19 protein-coding genes and 1 tRNA gene are annotated in these 21,582 nt (G+C 59.8%); 13 read left to right on the forward strand and 7 right to left on the reverse strand.

Going from position 1 to position 21,582, the window contains the following annotated elements; genetic code table 11:
• Positions 1 to 220: 220 nt before the first annotated feature.
• Positions 221 to 1,114, reverse strand: coding sequence for a transcriptional regulator GcvA (locus tag D6877_RS20085; protein WP_130911884.1), 894 nt, complete (start codon positions 1,112 to 1,114; stop codon positions 221 to 223).
• A 105-nt stretch (positions 1,115 to 1,219) separates the two neighbouring features.
• On the opposite strand from D6877_RS20085, the gene gstA reads away from it, so the two are divergent.
• From gstA to D6877_RS20100, 3 genes are all read left to right on the forward strand, one after another.
• Positions 1,220 to 1,831, forward strand: coding sequence for a glutathione transferase GstA (gene gstA / locus D6877_RS20090; protein ID WP_130911885.1), 612 nt, complete (start codon positions 1,220 to 1,222; stop codon positions 1,829 to 1,831).
• Positions 1,832 to 1,903: 72 nt separating this feature from the next.
• Positions 1,904 to 2,284, forward strand: a complete 381-nt coding sequence (locus tag D6877_RS20095) for a RidA family protein (protein WP_130911886.1) — start codon at positions 1,904 to 1,906, stop codon at positions 2,282 to 2,284.
• Between the two features lie 259 nt (positions 2,285 to 2,543).
• Positions 2,544 to 4,532, forward strand: coding sequence for a U32 family peptidase (locus D6877_RS20100; RefSeq protein WP_024013138.1), 1,989 nt, complete (start codon positions 2,544 to 2,546; stop codon positions 4,530 to 4,532).
• A gap of 114 nt (positions 4,533 to 4,646) precedes the next feature.
• Here the strand turns inward: D6877_RS20100 and D6877_RS20105 are convergent.
• Positions 4,647 to 4,721, reverse strand: a tRNA-Gln gene (locus D6877_RS20105).
• A 307-nt stretch (positions 4,722 to 5,028) separates the two neighbouring features.
• Here D6877_RS20105 and D6877_RS20110 point away from each other — a divergent pair.
• Positions 5,029 to 6,063, forward strand: coding sequence for an alpha/beta hydrolase (locus D6877_RS20110; protein ID WP_130911887.1), 1,035 nt, complete (start codon positions 5,029 to 5,031; stop codon positions 6,061 to 6,063).
• A gap of 283 nt (positions 6,064 to 6,346) precedes the next feature.
• Here D6877_RS20110 and D6877_RS20115 read toward each other — a convergent pair whose 3' ends face one another.
• The 5 genes from D6877_RS20115 to D6877_RS20140 all read right to left on the reverse strand — a co-directional run bounded on the left by D6877_RS20115 (position 6,347) and on the right by D6877_RS20140 (position 14,743).
• Positions 6,347 to 9,472: a hypothetical protein gene (locus tag D6877_RS20115; protein ID WP_130911888.1), complete on the reverse strand. Its 3,126-nt coding sequence runs from the start codon at positions 9,470 to 9,472 to the stop codon at positions 6,347 to 6,349.
• Between the two features lie 55 nt (positions 9,473 to 9,527).
• A complete protein-coding gene (locus tag D6877_RS20120) occupies positions 9,528 to 11,108 on the reverse strand; it encodes a hypothetical protein (RefSeq protein WP_130911889.1) in 1,581 nt (526 codons plus the stop codon).
• 339 nt (positions 11,109 to 11,447) lie between these two features.
• Entirely contained in the window at positions 11,448 to 12,473 is a 1,026-nt protein-coding gene (locus D6877_RS20130) for a GlxA family transcriptional regulator (protein WP_130911891.1), read from the reverse strand.
• A gap of 92 nt (positions 12,474 to 12,565) precedes the next feature.
• Entirely contained in the window at positions 12,566 to 13,726 is a 1,161-nt protein-coding gene (locus D6877_RS20135; RefSeq protein ID WP_130911892.1) for a radical SAM/SPASM domain-containing protein, read from the reverse strand.
• A 123-nt stretch (positions 13,727 to 13,849) separates the two neighbouring features.
• Positions 13,850 to 14,743 carry a LysR family transcriptional regulator gene (locus D6877_RS20140; protein ID WP_130911893.1) on the reverse strand — a complete coding sequence of 298 codons (894 nt, stop codon included), beginning with the start codon at positions 14,741 to 14,743 and terminating at the stop codon, positions 13,850 to 13,852.
• Between the two features lie 115 nt (positions 14,744 to 14,858).
• Here D6877_RS20140 and D6877_RS20145 point away from each other — a divergent pair, with 115 nt between their 5' ends.
• From D6877_RS20145 to D6877_RS20185, 9 genes are all read left to right on the forward strand, one after another.
• Positions 14,859 to 15,257, forward strand: coding sequence for a RidA family protein (locus D6877_RS20145; protein WP_130911894.1), 399 nt, complete (start codon positions 14,859 to 14,861; stop codon positions 15,255 to 15,257).
• A 157-nt stretch (positions 15,258 to 15,414) separates the two neighbouring features.
• The gene (locus D6877_RS20150; RefSeq protein ID WP_130911895.1) at positions 15,415 to 16,278 is read left to right on the forward strand and encodes a putative selenate ABC transporter substrate-binding protein; all 864 of its coding nucleotides are present in this window, start codon (positions 15,415 to 15,417) and stop codon (positions 16,276 to 16,278) included.
• Positions 16,275 to 17,072 carry an ATP-binding cassette domain-containing protein gene (locus D6877_RS20155; RefSeq protein ID WP_130911896.1) on the forward strand — a complete coding sequence of 266 codons (798 nt, stop codon included), beginning with the start codon at positions 16,275 to 16,277 and terminating at the stop codon, positions 17,070 to 17,072. Before D6877_RS20150 ends, D6877_RS20155 begins: the two co-directional genes overlap by 4 nt.
• Entirely contained in the window at positions 17,066 to 17,893 is an 828-nt protein-coding gene (locus D6877_RS20160) for an ABC transporter permease (RefSeq protein ID WP_130911897.1), read from the forward strand. The genes D6877_RS20155 and D6877_RS20160 overlap by 7 nt, the downstream gene beginning before the upstream one ends.
• A complete protein-coding gene (gene phnE / locus D6877_RS20165) occupies positions 17,890 to 18,657 on the forward strand; it encodes a phosphonate ABC transporter, permease protein PhnE (protein ID WP_130911898.1) in 768 nt (255 codons plus the stop codon). Before D6877_RS20160 ends, phnE begins: the two co-directional genes overlap by 4 nt.
• Before the next feature lie 178 nt (positions 18,658 to 18,835).
• The gene (locus D6877_RS20170; RefSeq protein ID WP_130911899.1) at positions 18,836 to 20,515 is read left to right on the forward strand and encodes an MFS transporter; all 1,680 of its coding nucleotides are present in this window, start codon (positions 18,836 to 18,838) and stop codon (positions 20,513 to 20,515) included.
• A gap of 108 nt (positions 20,516 to 20,623) precedes the next feature.
• A complete protein-coding gene (locus tag D6877_RS20175) occupies positions 20,624 to 20,842 on the forward strand; it encodes a hypothetical protein (protein ID WP_130911900.1) in 219 nt (72 codons plus the stop codon).
• A 230-nt stretch (positions 20,843 to 21,072) separates the two neighbouring features.
• Entirely contained in the window at positions 21,073 to 21,276 is a 204-nt protein-coding gene (locus tag D6877_RS20180; RefSeq protein ID WP_130911901.1) for a stability determinant, read from the forward strand.
• Positions 21,277 to 21,304: 28 nt separating this feature from the next.
• Positions 21,305 to 21,526 carry a type II toxin-antitoxin system mRNA interferase toxin, RelE/StbE family gene (locus D6877_RS20185; RefSeq protein WP_236708189.1) on the forward strand — a complete coding sequence of 74 codons (222 nt, stop codon included), beginning with the start codon at positions 21,305 to 21,307 and terminating at the stop codon, positions 21,524 to 21,526.
• Positions 21,527 to 21,582 lie beyond the last annotated feature (56 nt).

Consider the following 21,582-nt stretch of genomic DNA (forward strand, 5'->3'; position numbering starts at 1 on the left):
CTTTCTGCCAGCTCGTTGCCGGCGCATCCGCCGCATGGGCGAAGCCGGTCAGGGACGCGAAAACAACGGCAGAAGCCAGAAACAGTGGACGGTACATGATGGTGCCCTCTCAAACGTAGTGTTGGTGTGAGGGCTACTTTGGGTTCGGCATGTAAGGTGGATGTGTCTCGAATGCCCGGTTTGGTGTTGCCGTGTGTATCCGCAGAGGGTTGATACACGCTTATACAAATATGTCGCGGGCCGCAGCCACAAGCCACTTTCTGAAAGCGCTGATCTTTGTCGAGTCAGCGGTTTCATGGGGTGTGACCAGATAGAACCCGAGATCATCCTGCAGGCGCAGGTCGAACGGCGCGACCAATCGGCCCGCACGCAGATCGTCGTTCACGTAAGTCGAACGCCCGATACACACGCCCTGCCCGTCAATTGCCGCCTGCACCGCCATCATCGCCAGATCGAAGGTCAGCTTCGCGCCGTCGGCCAACTGCGCAGGCTGGCCGGCGGCGTTGAGCCAGGCCTGCCAGTCGCTGGCGGTGACACCACTGACTTGTACAAGGGTGTGACTGGCCAGATTTTCCGGAGTGTGCAATGTCGTCGCCAGTGCTGGACTGCACACGGGAAATACCTCATCGGCCATGAGAAAGTCCGCGCGCAGACCTTTCCAGTCGCCCCGCCCGTAGCGAATCGCCGCGTCGATGCCTCCTTGGCGAAAATCCACCAGATCGGTAGCGGCGCTGATGCGCACATCGATGTCCGGGAACGCCTGCTGAAATGCCGGAAGGCGCGGCAAGAGCCATTTCGACGCTACCGAAACCAGCGTGCTGATGGTCAACACGCTGGGCCCGCGCGACTCGAGTAATTGTTGCGTCGAATGGCGCAACGCTTGAAATGCAGAACGCCCCCCCGGAAGGTAGGCCTGCCCGTCTTCGCTAAGCGCCAGGCCATCCTTGAGGCGCAGGAACAATGCCACGCCCAACTCGGCTTCGAGGCGCCTGATCTGGTGACTGATTGCTGTCTGCGTGACGTTCAACTCGGTCGCAGCGGTGGTAAAGCTCATATGCCGAGCCGCCGCTTCGAACGCGCGCAGGCCGTTGAGGGAAGGAAGTCTGGCAGTCATAAGGCTAAGCGCATGAGAATTTGTCATACGCTAGCACTGCAAATGACCTTTGCGGAAGTTTTGCCCGCAGGGGATCGTGGCGCCTCCAATTTCAAGGGACTTGCCATGAAACTGTACTTTGCACCGATGACCTGTTCGCTCTCCCCGCACATCGTCCTGCGCGAACTCGGCTTGTCGTTCGAAATGATCCGCGTCAACAACCAGACCAAACGCACCGCTGACGGCCGTGACTTCCGCGAGATCAATCCGAAAGGCTACGTGGCCGCGCTGCAACTGGATAACGGCGAAGTGCTCACTGAAGGCCCGGCGATCCTGCAGTTTCTCGCCGATCAAGTCCCCGGGAACGACTTGGCACCTGCCGCTGGTACGTGGGATCGCACACGTTTGCAGGAGCATCTGAACTTCATCAGCTCGGAGATTCACGGTGCCAGCGCGCCATTGTTCAGCGGCGAATTTGCGGAACCGGTCAAAGCGATTTTTCGGCACAAACTGTACAAACGGCTGGATTACCTTGAGCAGACGCTCACGGGTCAGGACTACCTGATGAACACGTTCGGCGTTGCCGATGCGTATCTGTTCACTATGCTGACCTGGTTGCCGACGTTCAACATCGATATTTGCGAATGGCCAACTCTGGCTGCGTACATGCAGCGCATCGGCGCGCGGCCCAGTGTGCTTGCGGCCATCGCGGCGGAAGCAGCGACTTCGCCAGTCTGAACGCGCGCGGGCCATGGCCGGAGGGAATCTGTAAACTGGCGCGATCTTCATTCACTCGAACAAGAGAAGCGCATGGCCAATCAAGACATCACCTTCACGCCCGATCCGGACACTGACTCGATTTCGTCCGACGTCGCCACCTTCGGCGGGATCATGGTCTCCACGCAGATCCCGACCCGCGCCGATAGCAGCCTGGAACTGGGCGGCATCACCGAGCAGAGCGAGTGCACGCTGCAAGCGCTGAAAGTAGCTCTGGAACGCGCCGGCAGTTCGATGGACCGGGTGCTGCACCTGACCATTTACCTCACCGACATGGGCGATCGCGCGGCTTTCAATGAAGTGTACAAACGCTACTTCGCCAAGCCCTGGCCGGTGCGGGCGGCGGTAGGCGTGGCCTCGCTGGCGGTTGAAGGGATGCGTGTGGAAGTGACGGCGATGGCCGCGAAAGGCTGATCGAATTTGCGGATGTCACTCAATGATTTTCGGATGACACACCGCTTTCGCGAGCAGGCTCGCTCCCACAGTGAATGTATTCCGGCCCGGATCTAACCCTGTGTGAGCGAGCCTGCTCGCGAAGAGGCCGGCACATTCAACACAATAGCCTGCCGAACTGACTCGATCACCAGCCACCATCGGGCAGCACACACGTGCCCACCAAGCGTTTCACGGGTAGAATGCGCCCCTTGCCCGTGACCGCCTGACTAAAAAAACTATGTCCTTGCCCAAGCATCACCTGGAATTGCTCAGCCCTGCCCGCGATGTCGCCATCGCCCGTGAGGCCATCCTGCATGGCGCTGACGCCGTGTACATTGGCGGCCCGAGCTTCGGTGCGCGCCATAACGCCTGCAACGAAGTCAGCGAAATCGCCGAACTGGTCGAATTTGCCCGCCGCTATCACGCGCGCATTTTCACCACCATCAATACCATCCTGCACGACAACGAACTGGAGCCGGCGCGCAAGCTGATCCATCAGTTGTACGACGCCGGTGTCGATGCGCTGATCGTCCAGGACCTGGGCGTGATGGAGCTTGACATTCCACCGATCGAGCTGCACGCCTCGACCCAGACCGATATCCGCACCCTGGAGCGAGCGAAGTTCCTCGATCAGGCCGGTTTCTCGCAACTGGTACTGGCCCGCGAGCTGAATCTGAAAGAAATCCGCGCCATCGCCGATGAAACCGATGCCGCCATCGAGTTCTTCATTCACGGCGCGCTGTGCGTGGCCTTCTCCGGCCAGTGCAACATTTCCCACGCGCAAACCGGCCGTAGCGCCAACCGTGGCGACTGCTCGCAGGCGTGCCGCTTGCCCTACACCCTCAAAGACGAAAAGGGTGGCGTGATCGCCTACGAAAAACACCTGCTGTCGATGAAAGACAACAACCAGAGCGCCAACATCCGCGCCCTGGTCGAGGCCGGCGTGCGTTCGTTCAAGATCGAAGGTCGCTACAAGGACATGGGCTATGTGAAGAACATCACCGCCTATTACCGCCAGCGCCTCGACGACGTGCTCGAGGATCGCCCGGACTTGGCCCGCGCTTCCAGCGGCCGCACCGTGCATTTTTTCCTGCCCGATCCGGAAAAGACCTTCCACCGTGGCAGCACCGATTATTTCGTGACCGATCGCAAGATCGACATCGGCGCCTTCGATTCGCCAACCTTTACCGGCCTGCCGGTCGGTACGGTGGAGAAAGTCGGCAAGCGTGACATGCAGGTCGTCACCCATGAGCCGCTGTCCAACGGCGATGGCTTGAACGTGCTGGTCAAGCGTGAAGTGGTGGGGTTCCGCGCCAACATCGCCGAGGCCAAAGGCGAGTTCGAAGAAGACGGCGAGAAGCGCTATCGCTACCGCGTCGAGCCGAACGAAATGCCTGAAGGCCTGTTCAAGCTGCGCCCAAGTCATCCGTTGAATCGCAACCTCGATCACAACTGGCAACAGGCGTTGCAGAAAACTTCTTCGGAACGTCGCGTGGCCCTGAGCTGGTTCGCCCGTCTGCGCGAAGAACAGCTGGAAGTGACCGCGACCAGCGAAGAAGGCATCAGCGCCAGCGTCACCCTCAACGGGCCGTTTGGTGTCGCCAACAAGCCTGAGCAAGCGCTGGAGCAATTGCGCGACCTGCTCGGCCAGCTCGGCACCACGCAGTATCACGCCACCGACATCAAGCTGGATGCGCCGCAAGCGTTCTTCATTCCCAACTCGCAGCTCAAGTCGCTGCGCCGCGAAGTCATCGAAGCGCTGACTGCGGCACGTGTCGCCGCGCATCCGCGTGGCAGCCGCAAGGCCGAAACCACGCCGCCGCCGGTGTACCCGGATTCGCACCTGACCTTCCTCGCCAACGTCTACAACCAGAAGGCGCGCGACTTCTACCACCGTCACGGCGTCAAGCTGATCGACGCGGCGTATGAGGCTCACGAAGAGCCAGGCGAGGTGCCGGTGATGATCACCAAGCATTGCCTGCGTTTCTCCTTCAACCTGTGCCCGAAACAGGCCAAAGGCGTCACCGGTGTGCGTACCAAGGTCGCGCCGATGCAGTTGATCCACGGCGATGAGGTGCTGACGCTGAAGTTCGATTGCAAGCCGTGCGAGATGCACATCATCGGCAAGATGAAAGGCCACATCCTCAACCTGCCGCAGCCGGGCAGCGTGGTCGGCCACATCAGCCCTGAAGACCTGATGAAAACCATCCCGCGCGCACCGCACTGATTGACCGGCGTGCGCGGTGCCTTGGCATCGCGCACGCCGGCCTGGCTCAAGCGCGGTAAATCGCAGGCATAAAAAAACGCCAACTTCTTGCGAAGTTGGCGTTTTTTTCGTAGATGGCAGGGGCGGCTGGATTCGAACCAACGCATGGCAGGATCAAAACCTGCTGCCTTACCGCTTGGCGACGCCCCTGTAGCTCTGGTCAGCGGCTCCGTTAGGATCGCTGCGAGAACGGGGCGCAATTTAACAACATTCATTTCGTTTGGGAAGCCCGAGATGAAATATTTTTTGTTTTAAAACAGCGACTTATTATTTTCGCGGGAAAACATAGGATTTCGCCTCTGTGTATCACACTGTGTACGCGCCCCGCCGCCATACACGCCCTTGCAAAACTGCCGTGCGGGGACACACAACGGATACCTCGCTACGCTTCAATGGCCCCAGGGTTTCAAGGGTTCATCCAGCCCCTTGGCCACAGGCTCGCAAAGGAGACGTCAGCATGAAACAGGCTCTGCACACTTCTAAAATCATCCACGCGCTCGGCTTGTCGGTCCTGGCGCTGTCGCTGTTCGGCGCTGTCGGCAGCGCTCAGGCGCAAACCACTGAACCGGCCGCCGTCAGCTATTCCGCGCCCTCGCCTTTCGGCCCGCTGAAGCACATCAAGGCCGGCTTGCTCGACGTGGCCTACGCCGAAACCGGTCCTGCCGATGGCCCGGTGGTGATTCTGCTGCACGGCTGGCCCTACGACATCCACAGCTACGACGAAGTCGCACCACTGCTCGCCGCCAAGGGTTATCGCGTGCTGATGCCGTATGCACGGGGGTATGGCGACACGCATTTCCTGTCCAAAGACACTCTGCGCAACGGCCAACCGGCGGCGCTGGCCAGCGACGTGATCGACTTCATGGACGCGCTGAAGATCAAACAAGCGGTACTTGGCGGCTACGACTGGGGCGCGCGTTCGGCTGATATCGTCGCAGCGCTGTGGCCAGAGCGCGTCAAGGCGCTGGTGGCGGTCAGCGGCTACCTGATCGGCAATCAGGCCGCCGGGCAGAATCCACTGCCGCCGAAAGCCGAATTGCAGTGGTGGTACCAGTTCTACTTCGCCACCGAACGCGGCCGCGTCGGCTATGAAAAGAACACCCACGACTTCGCCAAACTGATCTGGCAACTGGCGTCGCCGCAGTGGAAATTCGACGACGCCACCTTCGACCGCAGCGCCAAGGCATTGCAGAACCCCGATCACGTCGAGATCACCGTATTCAATTACCGCTGGCGGCTGGGCCTGGTGCAGGGCGAGGCGAAATATGCCGCACTGGAAGAGAAGCTTGCTACTGCGCCTTCGATCAGTGTGCCGACGATTGCGCTGGAGGGGGATGCCAACGGAGCGCCACATCCCAAGCCTGAGGATTATGCGAAGCGGTTTACCGGGAAGTATGAGTTCAGGCTGATTGAGGGTGGGATTGGGCATAATTTGCCGCAGGAGGCGCCGGGGGCGTTTGCGCGGGCTGTGGTTGATGTGGATCGGTTTTGAGCCCCCCACTAAACTTGCCTCCTCATATGTGTTAGGAGACGGTGACGCTATAGGAGTAACGAGGTGCAATCCGGAACTGACACACAACCAGCGTGGAGTAAAGTCTACGGGGCTGAACTGGATGGTGTCTCACCCCGGAGAAAGCGTTACCCCATGCAATATCTCCTGATACCTATGTATCCTCAAAACTGCCAGCTTTAGGAGCAGGCCTCGAATGCTATCCCGAGAAAATTTACTTGAGGTGCACCATTGCTTTGCGTATCAGCGGCGCTGACCTAGGTGGTCAAAGAGAGTTATTCCGATTTCGAGTCCTAAACCCAAAAGAATAATGCAAGTCGTCGGGATACGAGTCCCGGTGCCAGTGCAAATCAGATGAGCAAATGATTGAAGGACGCCACTCAGGCGAAACGAGGGGAGGTGCTGTAGAACCCCAATAAGCACGTAAATCGGGATTGGAAGATCGGAAACTAAGACGACAAACTTGTGTGAATGACCCCTCGGGGTCCGTCATGAAGTTTCCTGGGAAAAATTGTGCGCCCACAGTTGCCACCCAATTGCGTGCGGACTCATATGTTAGATATTGGGTACTAAATACCAACTCATACACGTTTCTGCATGTCACATCGTAACCAGCATTTTCGCCATTTTTGTCTTCCACGGTGATGCGGGCTGTCCCGTTTCCGGTCGAAATTACGTGGCCGGTTGTTGGATCAACGGAAGCCACCTTGGGGTTCGATGAAGTGTACTGGTAAGGACGGCTCCCTCCTTGTGCTTCCCGGGTTTGATGCGCCTTAGGGTGTAGGTAGGCCGATTTCTCGAAAGGGGGCGCGTATGGGGCGGCCGCTGGGTAGAATTGATGTCCGTCAAGGATCATGGGAGTGGTAACTATCTCCAGCGGGACGGACACCTTAACGGTGTACCTCCTCCCTTGCAAAGTCACCGCCTCCGCTTCCACCTGGCTACCGCCCAGCCCAACCTTGAACTCCAAATCCAAGTCACTGCCATCCTTCAGATCCTTCAGGGTGGCGAGCGGGATAGCTTGGGTGTAATAGCGCTGGTTGATCCAGGTCTGATTGGTCTGTCCGCTCGGCGGCTGCCAGAACGTTTCGTTGTAAGCGCTGCCATTGCTGTTGGTGCCGTGCACCCGCAGCCAGACGTACTGCCCCAGCGCAATCAGCGGCCAGCTGTTTACCCGTATCGTGGCGGCGGCGGTCAACTGACTGACGTCAAACTCCGGTCCTTCTCCATTGTTGGCGGCTTGTGTAATCAGCGGTCGACCCAATGCCGGGTCTTCGTTCGCGATCGGCTGCACCGCCAGGGTGAAGGGCTTGGAGTCCTTGGGCGAACTGTTACGAATCACCGTGTAGGTCACGGTCACCGGCTTGTTCAGGTTGAAGGCCACCACCGAGTTCGGCAGCTCTATTTCCTGATCTCCTTGCGCGGTCACGAGGACGGGCGTGGTGGTGTGGCTACCGCCTCCAGCCGTACCGGTCCAGGTCACGACCAGTTGCGTACCGACCATGTTGGGGTAGGCCGGGATGACTGCGGTCAGCGTGTCCTTGGCCGCGAACGGTTCAAGGCTGTTGCCGATGGCTTCCTGGATGCTCGGCGGCTCATACTCCACGGCACTGCCGATCAGCAGCGGTTGCTTGGCCGAGTCTGGCAAAGGTTGCCCACCGCGGGTCACGATGTAAAACACGTCCACCGTCTGGTCCTTGTTCAGGTCGACGTAGGTTTTCGCGACCGGAAATTCCACTTCCTTGCTGCCCCAATTGGCCGGGATTTGGAACCAGTCGGTGAAGTCCAGTAAGCCGTCCCAGTGAATATCGATGCGGTCGGCGGTTTCCATGGGGCTGTAATTGACCCGCACGGTGGTACCGTCTGCCGGCACGTCTTCCGGATCCAGGCTGTCGCCCTGGGCGTAATCGACCGTGGGTTTGGGCAACTGGGCTCCGAGGCTTTTGACTTGCAGCGGCAATTGATTGGACAACAGGGTTTCTCCGCCGCTTTTGGTCAGGGTGAAGCTGACCGTAACGGTGCCGCCTTGCAGCGGTGTAATGTAATTCAGCGGGATACGGCGCTCGATGCCATTGGCCGCACCGCTGCCGGTCACCGGGATGGAGACGGTGTGCGGCAGGTTGGCGCCGCTGGCGGTTTTGCCGTCCGATAGCAACAGGATCGTGTCGCCGGCCTCGATCAGATCATGTTTTTCGATGCGCACCAAGGCGCCTTCGGCCGGCAGAATCGATGGATCCAGCACATCGCCTACAATCCCGGCGACGCTCGGTGCCGGCAGTTGTTCGACCTGGCCGATGATTTGCACCGTGGTCCGTCGCGAGCGCCGGGGTGTGCCGACAAGCGGAATTACCTCATAACGCACCACGGCATTGCCCTGGGCAATGGCCCGGACCTTGTCGTTGGGAATATCGAAATCAAGTGGCCAGCCGATGTCTTCGGTCTTCACTTCCTTATCGAGTTCCACCTTGACTTCCAGGCCTTCGGCGGTGTAGCCGAGCCAGTACAGGTACACCCGATCGCCCGCATCCATACGCTCGTTGTACACCGGGGTTTGCACCTTGGCATCCTGGTTGCCCAACTTGACCAGCTCGATGACACCGCTGACGGCATCCACCACACGCGGGGCGGCGAGCAGGTTCTCGCCGGCCTCGACATCGGTAGTGACATGCAGCGACCAGCGTGACCAGTTGTTGACCTCGTCACGGATGTCATAGCGCACGATGACCCGGCCAGGGGCGGCGATCAGCGAACCCTTTTCCACCCGAAAGTCCACCGGTTTGCCCACCTCGGACGTGGTCAGCGGCGGGTGCGTCTGGCGCTGACCGCCCCAGTCGCACTGGATGATGTCGCCGACGGCCATATTGTCGTAGACGCCACAGGTCAGGGTAATGCCGGGTTCGGCGATGGCGTCATCGATCAGAGGCGGGACGCCGGTGGGCGCGCGCAGGTTTTCGTTGATGTATTCGGTGCCGGCATCGTCACCGGTATTGCCGCCAGGGAGCAGGCGCTTGACCTTGACCGTGGCCGGCGGTGAGGGATCGGTCTGGCCGCCAATCGCAGCGGTGACAAAATATTGGTAGGTGTGCAATCCGTCGGCGTGTTCGAGGATGTCCGCAGGGTCGACATCCAAGGGGATGACGCCAGTGCTCAGATGATTGGCATCGACCGTGGCGCTCTTCGCCGGCAGTTCCTGCCACTTCAGTTCGACGAGGTCATTAAGTTGTACGGCGCCCGGCTGGAGGACAATCTGCACTCGCACCGGGCTCTCAGGATCGTTGAGGTCTTGCCAGCGCAAGCCACCGTTGGCAATCGCGGCTGGGATGGAAGGCGCATTGAGCGCCAGCGGCTTGTTTTCGATGAGCGCCGGGACAGACATTTCTTTGATGGTCATGATTACATTCCTTGTGAAAGTCCAGCGCGGCGACATGCCTCACTGTAGGGCAGCGCTAATAAAACTCCGGGCACCAACTGTCACCCGGCTTCTTGACGTCGCAATTCACTCGTTTGTTGCGCGAGGTCGTCGGCCCGCTCGCGTTGCTGACAATCACCCGAGCCTCAACACTTCCCCGGCTGCACACGGCAAAGTGGTGCCGCGCCGGCACCGCGAATTCGAAGTGACCGCGCGTGATATCGGCCTCTGTCATCACAGAGGGTGGCTGCGGGTTGTAGGACGCTCTGGGGACTGGATTACCGCCGACATCCAGCGTGTCGTAGCCGACGAAAAACAACTCGATAGCATCGCCCACGGCGGCATGGGCGTAATCCAGAGCAACCCGAACCGGGTTATGCAAACCGCTCGGCCCCTCAATCAACTCGTTGAGGCCAATCGCGCCGTTAACGTTGACCACGGGAAACGCCGGCTCCCGGATAAACCCGTCGCCCGGTAACTGGCCGGAACCGATAACTGTCGCGGTGGCAATTGCGGACTGTCCGATCGGCAGGTCACCGCGTTTCACTTCATAGGATGCGCGAACACTGCTGCCGGTAATGAACAGGTTGTTAGGCACCGGCATGACACAACGCTGCAATTGCCCGCTGCCATCCTCCTCGATCACGCCGTTGAACGGATACGACTGGCCGGGGGGAGTGACGGTGATCAGGCCATCGACGCTGTCATTCACCGCAAAAGTGGGCGATGTCGGATTCACGATGATCGACAGAGGCCTGCCCTGAAGTTTGTCGCGATCAATGATTTGCGCATTATCGGTATCGTCATTGGGGTTCTCGCGAAAAATCGGCGCATGAAACGAGGTTCGGTCGAGGTCGACATTGGCGACAATCGCAGCGGACTCACGACTGTTCTCGGTGGGATTGTTCAGTTGCGAGATTACGGTATAGCGGATTTCGAACAGAGGGCTGTTACCTGCTTGTTCAAACATGGCTTGAGTATGAGTAATGACGATTGGTTTGCCCTGCTCTTCCGGCTTAAGCACATAGGTAAAGCGTCGACCGTTAAGCTTCAGCAGGATTTTGTCGTAGGCATGATCGTGCGGGTAATCCAGCGTCAGCTTTACCCCGGCGGCGGCCTCCTCCCGGCCTATCTGCGGCGGGTTGCCCAATTCAGGCGGTAGGCTGAGCGTCAGAAAAGGATGGTCACCCGTGCCCGGCACGTTTTTGCCGCCGGGTGGCTGATAGTGATAAAGCGCCCAGGCGTGAGTCGATGGACTGCTGTTGCCGCTACTGCTCTTGACCACGTAGTAGAAAATATTGACGTCTTCAACGAACAGCGATTCGGCAACGTCGAATATCACAGGCTGATCCAGGGCGTCAGGAACGATGACATCAACCAGCAGCGGGACTTCTTCGTCCAGTGCCAACGTGTAAATCCATATCGATTCGTACTCGCCCATCGGAGGGTCGATACGCGCAGAGGTCGCGCTGACCCGAGGAGCATTATCCTTGAAGGCAGTATGAGACAAGCCTTCCAACGGAACGCCGTCTGGAACATCCGGCTCGACAATTACCGGGTAACTGCCCGCCTCGAACTTGATGGGGTACAGGGTTGAATCAACGTCGATGTCCGACATGAGAGGCGTCCTTGTTTGCGATTCGCTGAGCGTGCATCGCCTGGACGCTATTACCCCTCGGAGGCGTTGCGCTGTCTACTGTCAGAAATTACAGGTAGGCGGGGTAATCCGACGGATGGTCGTTCAGCCCCAAAAGCCCCTCACCCTAGCCCTCTCCCGGAGGGAGAGGGAACTGATTGGGGAATATTTGAGATTTACGCCGACCTGAAAGGGCTGTATTGAATCCGAAATCGACATCCATCTTTCAGGTCGATGTACAGCGCCAGACACCTCGGTCGGCTCCCTCTCCCTCTGGGAGAGGGCTGGGGTGAGGGTTTTTGCGGGTTGTACCGGCTGGTCCTATTTAACCAGCCGCTTCTCCTTCGAAGGCCGATAACCAAAGTAAGAGCTATAACACTTGCTGAAATGGCTCGGTGAAACAAAACCACACGCCACCAGCACTTCCACCTGCGACAGCTCGGTGTGTTGCAGCAGGCGCCGTGCTTCGGTGATGCGCAGTTCCAGGTAATAGCGCTGCGGCGTGGTGCCCAGTTGTTCCTTGAACAAGCGCTCGAGCTGGCGCCGTGAGCGGCCGGCGTAGACCGCCAGTTGCTCCAGTTCCAGCGGTTCTTCGAGGTTGGCGTCCATCAGTTTGATCACTTCACGCAGCGGCGCGCTGACGCAGATGTTTTCATCCGGTTTGATGCGCCGGTAGCGCGACTCTTCAAAGGCGAGGATGTCTTCGATACCCTCGACCAAGGCCTTGCCGTGCAGGCCTTTGATCCAGTCCAGCGCCATGTGGAAGGCCCCGGACGGGCTTGACGCGGTGAGGCGGTCGCGGTCGATCACATAGGGTTCGCTGCTGACATGGGTGCTCTTGGCGATTTCGGTCAGTGCCGGGCGATGTTCCGGGTGGATCGAGCAGCGATAGCCGTCGAGCAAACCGGCGCGGCCGAGGAACCACGAACCGTTCCACAATCCCGCCAGGCTCACGCCCCGCTCCGCCGCGGTCTTGAGCAAGCCGATGAATTCGTCACTGGCGCGCAATTCGGTGCGATAACCGCCGCACACTACCAGCAAGTCCAGCGCCTGAAGCGCAGCAGAGTCCAGGCGCGCGTCGGGGCGGATGACCAGGCCCAGATCGCTGATCACCTCGCCATCTCCAAGGCCGAAGGTGCGCGACGAGAAAAGTCCCGGGCGCAACAGATTGGTGGTGACTACCGTGTCCAGCGCCTGGGTGAAGGCCGGCAGCGAAAAGTGTTCAAGCAAGAGGAAACCGGTGCGGGTCACGCCGGTGTTATCGGGGTTCTGTTCATTCAGATAGCGAAGGTTCTTGCCCTTCATGCCACCGCTGAATTGACGTCGTTCAATCAAGGTCGGGTCCATCGGTCGTTGTTATGCGCCGATAGTTGGCTTGATCCGGCAAAGAGTCAATCACGCCTGCGCAGCGCGTGATCGACTGCTACTCCGCTGTCGCTTCAGAGCACCGAGAAAACCCCGGCACCGAGTCGTCCTTCCAGACGGCCACACAGCACGTAATGTTGATAGCCGCTGCTGAACGAACCGTTGGAAACCGCCACCCTGACGTCGTCATTCAAGCGAAGGTATTGGGCTTCATCGAAGTCCTCGGCACTGACCTCACCCGCGCGGCCCAGTTGCAGGCTGTCGATGGCCAGCCCCTGACTGTTGAGGCGTTCGAAGTCGACGATGCGATTGACCGCATGCCGCTCCAGAACGCCCTGATTCGGAAACATCGAATAGATGTGCAGGCCTTTCGACGCGCAGCGGTTGCACATATCGACACAGTTCTGCTGTGTGGATTTGCGCCGCGTCAGTTCATCGAGCGGCATGTCGAGGTACTTGCCGACCTGGTATTCGGTCTGGTTGAAGATGGTGCAACACAGGACAGTATTGCCATTGCAGTCGATCACCAGCCAGTCATCCTTGAGCATGCAGGCTTGCTTGGGATAATGCTGAACGACGTTGATCAGGTCATCGTAAGGCGGCAGTGCAAGGCGTGTCAGGGTCTCATGGTCGGTTGCCGTGACAGACGGATCGCGCTCGACAATCGCCAGGGCTTTCTCCAGCGGCATCATCACCGAATAGCCCGTGGTGAAGACAAAGCCGAGACGCTCACTGAACTCGCGCATCAAGGCTTCTTCGTCAATGTTGTCCAGATAACGGTGGTAATAGACATCGACACGGGTCTTGAGCCCCAGCCGTTGCTTGATCTCGTGCAGGGCGAGCATGTTCTGCTTCACAACTTCGATATCGCCGCCGGCATGGCCCTTCTTGTAGGTTTCCTGATGAAACCCGGACAGCGAGATACGGAAATAGGCCGGCTCGGCCAACAGCGCCTTTTCCATATTTTTCGAAAGATTCAAATTGGTGCTGATGCCGCTGGCCATGCCGGCGGCATTGATGATCTCGATGAACTCGCCGATCTTCGGATGGACCAATGGCTCGGTCCAGTTATACAGGAAGATCGAACGCACGCCCTCTGCCTTGGCCTTCTCGACGATCTGGCGGAACATCTCCAGTTGCATCGATTTCTTGTAATTGAGGTTTTCCGAGTTGCCCATCGGACACGAAGGACAGCTCAGATTGCAGGCACCAACAATATCGATATACATGTTCATTGCAGGCGAAGCTCCTTGATGGGAACACCACGCATCTCATCACTGCATGGGTTCCGGCCGTCGCTTGTGTTGGAATTTTGACGGCTGTGCGGCACCAGCAAGCAATAACTGCACCATGTGAAGCTATGCCATCAACTGCACGATCCAATCGATAAATACCCGCAGCTTGAGGCTCACGTGTCGATTGGGCGGATAGGCCAGATAAAGCGGCATCGATTCAAGTTGCCAGCCTTCAAACAATTGCACCAACTCGCCACGCGCCACATGGGCGTCAGACATATACGTTGGCAACCACAACACGCCCATGCCGGCCAGCCCCGCCGCCAGATAGGCGTTGCCGTCATCCACCGCAAGCACATGCCGGCCCTTGATGTGCAACTGCTCAGCACCGTTGTGCAAGGCGTAGGGCAAAGGTTTGCCGGTGCGCGCCCAGAGGAAAGCGACCACGCGGTGATGGGAGTCTTGCAGTTCCAGCGGATGCTCAGGCGTCCCTTCGCGGGCCAGATATGCCGGCGCGGCGAAAACACCCAAGGGCAGGTCGGCGATCTTGCGCGCCATCAACGATTGATCGAGCAGCTCGCCGCCGCGCACCACGCAATCGACGTTCTCATCGATGATGTCGACGATGCGGTCGCTGACGCCCATGTCGATCTGGATGTCCGGGTAGCGCGCATGAAAATCCGGCAAGGCCGGCACCAGAATCAGCCGCGCGAACGGGCTGGGCACGTCGATGCGCAAGCGTCCACGTGGCCGTGCAGCGGCGCCGGGCAGGCTGGTTTCGGCGTCGTCCATGTCGGCGAGCAGCTTGATCACCCGCTCGTAATACGCCGCGCCATCGGCGGTGACGTTGACCTTGCGCGTGGTGCGGTTGAGCAGCTTGACCCGCAGCCGCGCCTCCAGTTGCTGGACCAGTTGCGTCACCGTGGTCTTGCTCATGTGCAAGGTTTCGGCAGCCTTGGTGAAACTGCCCGCCTCGACCACCCGGGCAAAGGCCTGCATCGCATCGAACCGGTCCATCCGCGCCCCTCGATTGTTTGGGATTTGCAAACAGTGAACGCCAAGCTTGCGCGTTTATCCGCGCACTGCAAATACCTAAAGTCGTTCCCATCAACTCACTGATGGAGTCAGCCCCATGTCCAAGCGCGATGTAGTTTTCCCACCCGCCCGCCACGCCCTGTATGAGCGTCACCGTTATTCGCCGGCGATTCGCTCAAACGGCTTTCTGTTTGTCTCCGGACAAGTCGGCAGTCGCGAGGACGGTTCACCGGAGGCGGATTTGCCCGGCCAGGTACGCACCGCCTTCAATAACCTCAACGCGATCCTCGCTGCGGCCGGTTGCAGCTTCGACGACGCGGTGGATGTCACCGTGTTCATGATCGATCCGCACTCGACGTTCGAAACGATCTGGAGCGTGGTGCCGGAGTTTTGGGGCGAGGCGCCGTTTCCGACGGTAACGGCTGTTGGCGTGACCTGGCTGGCGGGTTTCGATTTCGAGATCAAGGTGATTGCCAGACTGCCCGAAGCGGCTTGACCGGTGCAGCACACAAACTGACACAACGCGCCGGCACGGAGGCTGGCCAATCTCCTCGCGAATGCGTATAACCTCGCCGTTTCGTCTACCCTGACGTGGCGCGCCGTTGACTACCGGTGGCCCTTCGAATGTTGACGCTTACGAAACGGAGAATTCTATGTTCAAGCGTACCCTCGCCCTCACCGCCGGCCTGGCCCTGTCCTTTTCTGCCCTGATAGCGCAAGCCGCAGATGTCCTGCGCGTCAGCGCGATTCCCGACGAAGCCCCGACCGAGTTGCTGCGCAAGTTCGAACCGCTGGGCGCCTACCTTGAGCAGCAGTTGGGCATGAAGGTGCAGTTTGTGCCTGTCGCCGACTACCCGGCGGTTGTTGAAGCCCTGGCCACCGATCGCCTCGACATGGCCTGGCTCGGTGGTTTCACTTTTGTGCAGGCACGTTTGAAGACCGACGCCACCACGCCAGTGATCCCACTGGTGCAGCGCGAGCAGGATGCACAGTTCACCAGCAAATTCATCACCGCCGACCCGAACGTGAAAAGCCTTGCCGACCTTAAGGGCAAGACCTTCGCGTTCGGTTCGGTGTCGTCCACCTCTGGCAGCCTGATGCCGCGTTACTTCATGCTGAAGAACGACGGCATCAAGCCTGAAGGCTATTTCAGCCGCGTCGCCTACTCCGGCGCGCATGACGCCACCGTTGCCTGGGTGCAGGCCGGCAAGGTCGACGCTGGTGTATTGAACGCCAGCGTCTGGCAGAAACTGGTCGACGCCGGCAAGGTCGACACCAACAAGGTCAAGGTCTTCGCCACCACCCCGACCTATTTCGATTACAACTGGACCGTGCGCGGCACCCTCGATCCGAAGCTGGCCGCGAAAATCAAGAAAGCTTTCCTCGACCTCGACCCGGCCAATCCTGAGCAGAAGAAGATCCTCGATCTGCAGGCCGCCAGTCGCTTCATCGAGACCAAGCCTGAAAACTACAAGGGCATCGAGGAAGCCGCCCGCGCCGCCGAACTGCTGAAATGACCCTACGCCTCACCCAAGGCAGCCTGCGCCATGCCAATGGCGTCGATGCCCTTCGCAATATCGACGTGCAGATTGGCGCTGGCGAACAGGTAGCGATCATCGGCCCGTCCGGCGCGGGCAAGTCGAGCCTGCTCAATCTGCTGGCGACTGCGCTCGAGCCCAGCAGTGGCGACATCGAAGTGCTCGGCGAACGCGCCTGGCGCTTGTCGGCTCACCAGCGCCAGCGCCTGCGTGCGCGCATCGGCCTGGTGCATCAGGCGCCGCCGATTCCGCCGCGTCAGCGGGTGATCACCGCGGTGCTGGCCGGCAAGCTTGGTCAGTGGAGTCTGGGCAAAAGTCTGCTGAACCTGCTGCATCCGCTGGATGTGGCGGGCGCTCGCGCGGCGTTGGCGCGACTGGATCTGGGCGACAAACTGTTCGCCCATTGCCAGCAATTGTCCGGCGGGCAATTGCAGCGCGTCGGCATTGCGCGGGTGCTGTATCAGGCGCCGGAAATATTGCTCGCCGACGAACCGGTGTCAGCGATGGACCCGGTTCTTGCCGGCCATACGCTGTCGATCCTTTCGCGCCATGCTCGCGAGCACAACGTCACGCTGGTGGCGAGCCTGCACGCGGTGGACCTGGCGCTGGCGCACTTTCCACGGATCATTGGCTTGCGCGACGGGCAGATTCTGTTCGACTGCCCTTCTGATCAAGTCAGCCGCGACAAGCTCGATGCGCTGTACGCCAATGAACAACTGCAATCGCCAGCGCCAGCGGTCGCGCCTTTGATTGTGCAGATTCCGCGATGCTGAAGGCCGATGCACGGGACCCGGCGGCGTGGCCGCGTCTGTTGCTGACGCTGCTGGCGCTGGCTTTGCTGTGGCCGGGCATTCAGCTCAGCGAACTCGACCTGGGCGTGCTGTTTCAGGCCGATAGCCAGAACGAAATGGGCCGTTTTGTTTCGGCATTCTGGCCACCGGCGCACGATCAGGCGTTCCTGCAACTGCTGCTCAAAGCCACCCTGCAAACCTTGGCGATTGCCACAGCGGGAATGGCCCTGGCGTTGCTGCTGGCAGTGCCGGCAAGTCTGATCGCCAGTCGCGCGTTGTCGCTCTCGGCGGCGTCCCGGGGCGGCGTGCCGAGCCTGCCCGGGCGTTTGCTGCGCTGGCCGATTCGCGGTTTGCTGATCTTTTTGCGCAGCGTGCCGGAGATCGTCTGGGCGCTGTTGTTTGTGCGCGCGGTCGGCCTCGGGCCGGCGGCGGGCGTGCTGGCCATCGCCATCACCTACAGCGGTATGCTCGGCAAGGTTTACGCGGAGATCTTCGAATCCACCGACCAACGCCCGGCGCACGCATTGTTGCAGGCCGGCAGCGGCCGACTGGCGGCATTTGCCTACGGCACGTTGCCGAATGTCGCCGCCGAACTGCTCTCGTACACGGTGTATCGCTGGGAGTGCGCAATCCGTGCCTCGGTGGTGATGGGCTTTGTCGGTGCCGGTGGACTGGGGCAGCAAATTGACCTGTCGATCCGCATGTTCGCCGGCGGTGAAGTCGCCAGCATGTTGCTGACGTTCCTGCTGCTGGTGCTGTGCGCCGATCAGCTCAGCCGCTTGCTGCGCTGGAGGCTGACATGAGGCGCCTGATCAACCTGCTGCTGATCGTCGTCATCGCATGTGCGGTGGTCGCGTCCTTTGCCTATCTGGAGCTGGATCTCGCCGAACTCGGCAGCGCCAATAGCCTCAAGCAGATGGGCAGTTATGTGCAGCGTTTCCTCAGTCCCGACTTGAGCGCCGGGTATCTGAAAGCCATCGCCCACGGTTCGCTGGAAACTCTCGCTATGTCAGCCCTCGGCACCCTGCTTGCGGCGCTGTTCGGCATCGTCCTCGCGCTGCCCGCTGCCGGGCGTTTCGGCTGGCCGCTGCAAAGTGCGGCGCGTCTGCTGCTCAACGGCTTGCGGGCGATTCCGGAGCTGGTCTGGGCGGCGCTGATGGTGCTCGCCGCCGGTCTCGGACCGAACGCCGGTACCCTCGCCCTCGCCCTGCACACCACTGGCGTACTCGGCCGACTGTTCGCCGAGGCACTGGAAAACACCCCGCCGCAACCGGCCGAGGCGATCCGCTTACAGGGCGGCAATCCGATTCTGGCGTTCTGCTACGGCACCCTGCCGAACCTCGCCCCGCAACTGCTCGCCTACTGCCTGTATCGCTGGGAAAACAACATCCGCATGGCCAGCGTGCTCGGTTTCGTCGGCGCCGGCGGCCTGGGCCAGATGCTCTATGTCAGCCTCAGCCTGTTCCAGGAAGCCCAGGCCAGCACGGTGATTCTGGCGATGCTGTTGCTGGTGTTTCTGGTCGATTGGCTGAGTGCCTGGAGCCGGCAGCGTTGGGTCAAAGCGTAGGCCAAGTGGATATTCGCCAAAAGCTGATTATGCTTCAGGAAACCTTGCAGCCCTGCGAGGCGGTCAGACTGTGCAAGCTTCACGCTAGAGCAACGGCGGCAGATGCCAACGGGCCAGAGTGCGACAGGCAGTAACGGGGGACTCCGGCCTACAACAATAAGCACGACGGAGAACACCCATGGCCACAATCGACACAGCATCCACCGGCACGCCACCGCGCAGCGGCGGCATCACCAAGGAGGAGCGCAAGGTCATCTTCGCCTCCTCGCTGGGCACGGTTTTCGAGTGGTACGACTTTTACCTCTACGGCTCACTGGCGGCGATCATCGCCAAGCACTTCTTCGCCGGCGTCAACGAAACCACCGCGTTCATCTTTGCCCTGCTGGCGTTTGCCGCCGGGTTTGCGGTGCGGCCGTTCGGCGCTATCGTCTTCGGGCGCCTGGGTGACATGATCGGGCGCAAGCACACGTTTCTGATCACCATCGTGATCATGGGCGTGTCGACGGCAATCGTCGGTCTGCTGCCCGGCTACGCGACCATCGGCGTCGCCGCCCCGGTGATTCTGATCACCCTGCGTCTGCTGCAAGGCCTGGCGCTGGGCGGCGAATACGGCGGCGCGGCAACCTACGTGGCCGAGCACGCGCCACGCAACCGCCGTGGCTTTTTCACTTCGTGGATTCAAACCACCGCCACCCTCGGTCTGTTCATGTCGCTGCTGGTGATTCTCGCCTGTCGCACCGCGCTGGGTAACGAGGCGTTCGAGGCTTGGGGCTGGCGGATTCCGTTTCTGCTGTCGATCATTCTGCTGGCCGTGTCGGTGTACATCCGCCTGCAACTGAGCGAGTCGCCGGTATTCCAGAAAATGAAGGACGAAGGCAAGGCCTCGAAAGCGCCGCTGACCGAATCCTTTGCACGCTGGGACAACCTCAAAGTGGTGATCATGTCGCTGCTCGGCGGCACGGCCGGGCAAGCAGTGGTCTGGTACACCGGGCAGTTCTATGCGCTGTTCTTCCTGCTGCAAACACTGAAGATCGACGCGCAGACCGCCAATCTGCTGATCGCCGGATCGCTACTGATCGGCACACCGTTCTTCGTGATTTTCGGCAGCCTGTCCGATCGCATCGGGCGCAAACCGATCATCATGGCCGGGTGCATTCTGGCTGCTTTGACCTACTTTCCGATCTTTACTGCGCTGACCCAGTACGGCAACCCGGACGTGTTCGTCGCTCAGGAAAAAAATCCGGTCAAAGTGATCGCCAATCCTGATCAGTGTTCGTTCCAGTTCGATCCGGTGGGCAAGGCCAGATTCACCAGCTCCTGTGACCTGGCGAAAACCTTGCTGGCGAAACGCGCGATCCCTTATGAGAACGTCGCCGCAGAACCGAACACGGTGGCGCAGGTGCGCATCGGTGACCGCGTGGTCGAGAGCTTCGAAGGCAGCGCCCTCCCCGCCGCCGACTTCAAGACCCGCAACGACGCCTTCACCGCCAACCTCGCCGCGGCGCTGAAAGACGCCGGTTACCCGGAAAAAGCCGACCCGGCGAAAATCAACTATCCGATGATGCTGCTTCTGCTGACCGTCCTGGTGATCTACGTGACCATGGTTTATGGCCCGATCGCCGCGTGGCTGGTCGAACTGTTCCCGACGCGCATCCGCTACACCTCGATGTCGCTGCCCTACCACATCGGCAACGGCTGGTTCGGCGGCTTCCTGCCGACCGTGGCGTTCGCCATGGTCGCGGCCACCGGCGATATCTACTACGGGCTGTGGTACCCGATCGTGATTGCAGTGGCGACGGCGATACTCGGCACGTTCTTCCTGCCGGAAACCAAGGATCGCGACATTCTCAAGGACTGAAAAAAACTGATGTGCCCTCTCCTGCGGGAGAGGGCCGTGGCCTGGAAAAATTTCGAACGTCTGCCGCCGCGCTGTCTCCAATATGTACACCCACTGGAGGCCAGCACCATGAATACCAACGACGACAAAACCCCCAACGCCCCGCCCACCGATGCCAGCGGCAAACCGGTGAACGTGGTCGAGCGCGATCTGCAGGACCGCGACGGCAAGACCGAAGGCGTGGACAAAATCATCACGCCGTCTTCCACTCGGGTCAAAGAGCAGGAAGCTGAAGAGCTGCAGCGCAAAGTCGATGAGATCGAGCGTAAGGTTGCAGACGGTAACTGAGTGCAGCGTGGCTGTGGCCGCGGCTTTGAGCGGCGGCTGTCAGCCCAATGACCAAAAGCTGATTTCCTACAGAATCGAACTACATCCCTGATCGACTTCACGTGCATCACAAGCGAAGCGTCTGACAGATTTGCATCGTCTGTTTGCGGATGATGTCTCCCTCGTCCCGCCAGTGACGACAACGAGCCCACATCCCCTTAGACTGCTTCACATTGATCATGGAGGTCATGATGAGCGCTGAACTTTCACTTATCGTTTCAGACTTCGAAACCGAAGAAGAGGCTGCGGAATACGACCTTTGGTATCGCGCCAAAGTACAAGCCGCACTTGATGACCCGCGCCCGCCTATTCCCCACGATGAGGCAATGGTGCTGCTAGGTCAGATGCTGGAAGAGAGACGCAAGAATCGACGCGCTGCCGGTAAGCTGGAGTAAACCGGCTCTTGGAGATCTGGCTGACATCATCGAATACGTAGAACAACGCAACACTGTCGCTTCAGTTGCACTGCACCAAAAGCTCAGCGCCGCAGCGCGAAGGCTTTCCTGGATACCGCATGGTTTCCGCTCCGGCCGAATACCGGGCACTCGCGAAATGGTCATTAACTCGAATTATTTACTGGTCTATCAGGTGACAGACCACATCAAAATTCTGACCGTGTTGCACGCCCGTAAAAAATATCCATAACCACTCGTAAAAAAAGGCGGCCAACCGGCCGCCCAAACGTACTGCACGAGAGTCTT

Origin of the sequence: Pseudomonas sp. Sample_9, assembly GCF_004307535.1 — a bacterium.
GTDB classification, from domain to species: domain Bacteria; phylum Pseudomonadota; class Gammaproteobacteria; order Pseudomonadales; family Pseudomonadaceae; genus Aquipseudomonas; species Aquipseudomonas mercuritolerans.

Excerpts from the sequence above, each read along its gene's own strand:
- D6877_RS20100 (WP_024013138.1), top strand. The coding sequence starts at position 2,544 with ATGTCCTTGCCCAAGCATCACCTGGAATTGCTCAGCCCTGCCCGCGAT.
- D6877_RS20145 (WP_130911894.1), top strand. The coding sequence starts at position 14,859 with ATGTCCAAGCGCGATGTAGTTTTCCCACCCGCCCGCCACGCCCTGTAT.
- D6877_RS20175 (WP_130911900.1), top strand. The coding sequence starts at position 20,624 with ATGAATACCAACGACGACAAAACCCCCAACGCCCCGCCCACCGATGCC.
- D6877_RS20160 (WP_130911897.1), top strand. The coding sequence starts at position 17,066 with ATGCTGAAGGCCGATGCACGGGACCCGGCGGCGTGGCCGCGTCTGTTG.
- phnE (WP_130911898.1), top strand. The coding sequence starts at position 17,890 with ATGAGGCGCCTGATCAACCTGCTGCTGATCGTCGTCATCGCATGTGCG.
- D6877_RS20135 (WP_130911892.1), bottom strand. The coding sequence starts at position 13,726 with ATGAACATGTATATCGATATTGTTGGTGCCTGCAATCTGAGCTGTCCT.
- gstA (WP_130911885.1), top strand. The coding sequence starts at position 1,220 with ATGAAACTGTACTTTGCACCGATGACCTGTTCGCTCTCCCCGCACATC.
- D6877_RS20095 (WP_130911886.1), top strand. The coding sequence starts at position 1,904 with ATGGCCAATCAAGACATCACCTTCACGCCCGATCCGGACACTGACTCG.
- D6877_RS20170 (WP_130911899.1), top strand. The coding sequence starts at position 18,836 with ATGGCCACAATCGACACAGCATCCACCGGCACGCCACCGCGCAGCGGC.
- D6877_RS20130 (WP_130911891.1), bottom strand. The coding sequence starts at position 12,473 with ATGGACCCGACCTTGATTGAACGACGTCAATTCAGCGGTGGCATGAAG.
- D6877_RS20115 (WP_130911888.1), bottom strand. The coding sequence starts at position 9,472 with ATGACCATCAAAGAAATGTCTGTCCCGGCGCTCATCGAAAACAAGCCG.
- D6877_RS20110 (WP_130911887.1), top strand. The coding sequence starts at position 5,029 with ATGAAACAGGCTCTGCACACTTCTAAAATCATCCACGCGCTCGGCTTG.
- D6877_RS20120 (WP_130911889.1), bottom strand. The coding sequence starts at position 11,108 with ATGTCGGACATCGACGTTGATTCAACCCTGTACCCCATCAAGTTCGAG.
- D6877_RS20150 (WP_130911895.1), top strand. The coding sequence starts at position 15,415 with ATGTTCAAGCGTACCCTCGCCCTCACCGCCGGCCTGGCCCTGTCCTTT.
- D6877_RS20155 (WP_130911896.1), top strand. The coding sequence starts at position 16,275 with ATGACCCTACGCCTCACCCAAGGCAGCCTGCGCCATGCCAATGGCGTC.
- D6877_RS20140 (WP_130911893.1), bottom strand. The coding sequence starts at position 14,743 with ATGGACCGGTTCGATGCGATGCAGGCCTTTGCCCGGGTGGTCGAGGCG.
- D6877_RS20180 (WP_130911901.1), top strand. The coding sequence starts at position 21,073 with ATGAGCGCTGAACTTTCACTTATCGTTTCAGACTTCGAAACCGAAGAA.
- D6877_RS20085 (WP_130911884.1), bottom strand. The coding sequence starts at position 1,114 with ATGACTGCCAGACTTCCTTCCCTCAACGGCCTGCGCGCGTTCGAAGCG.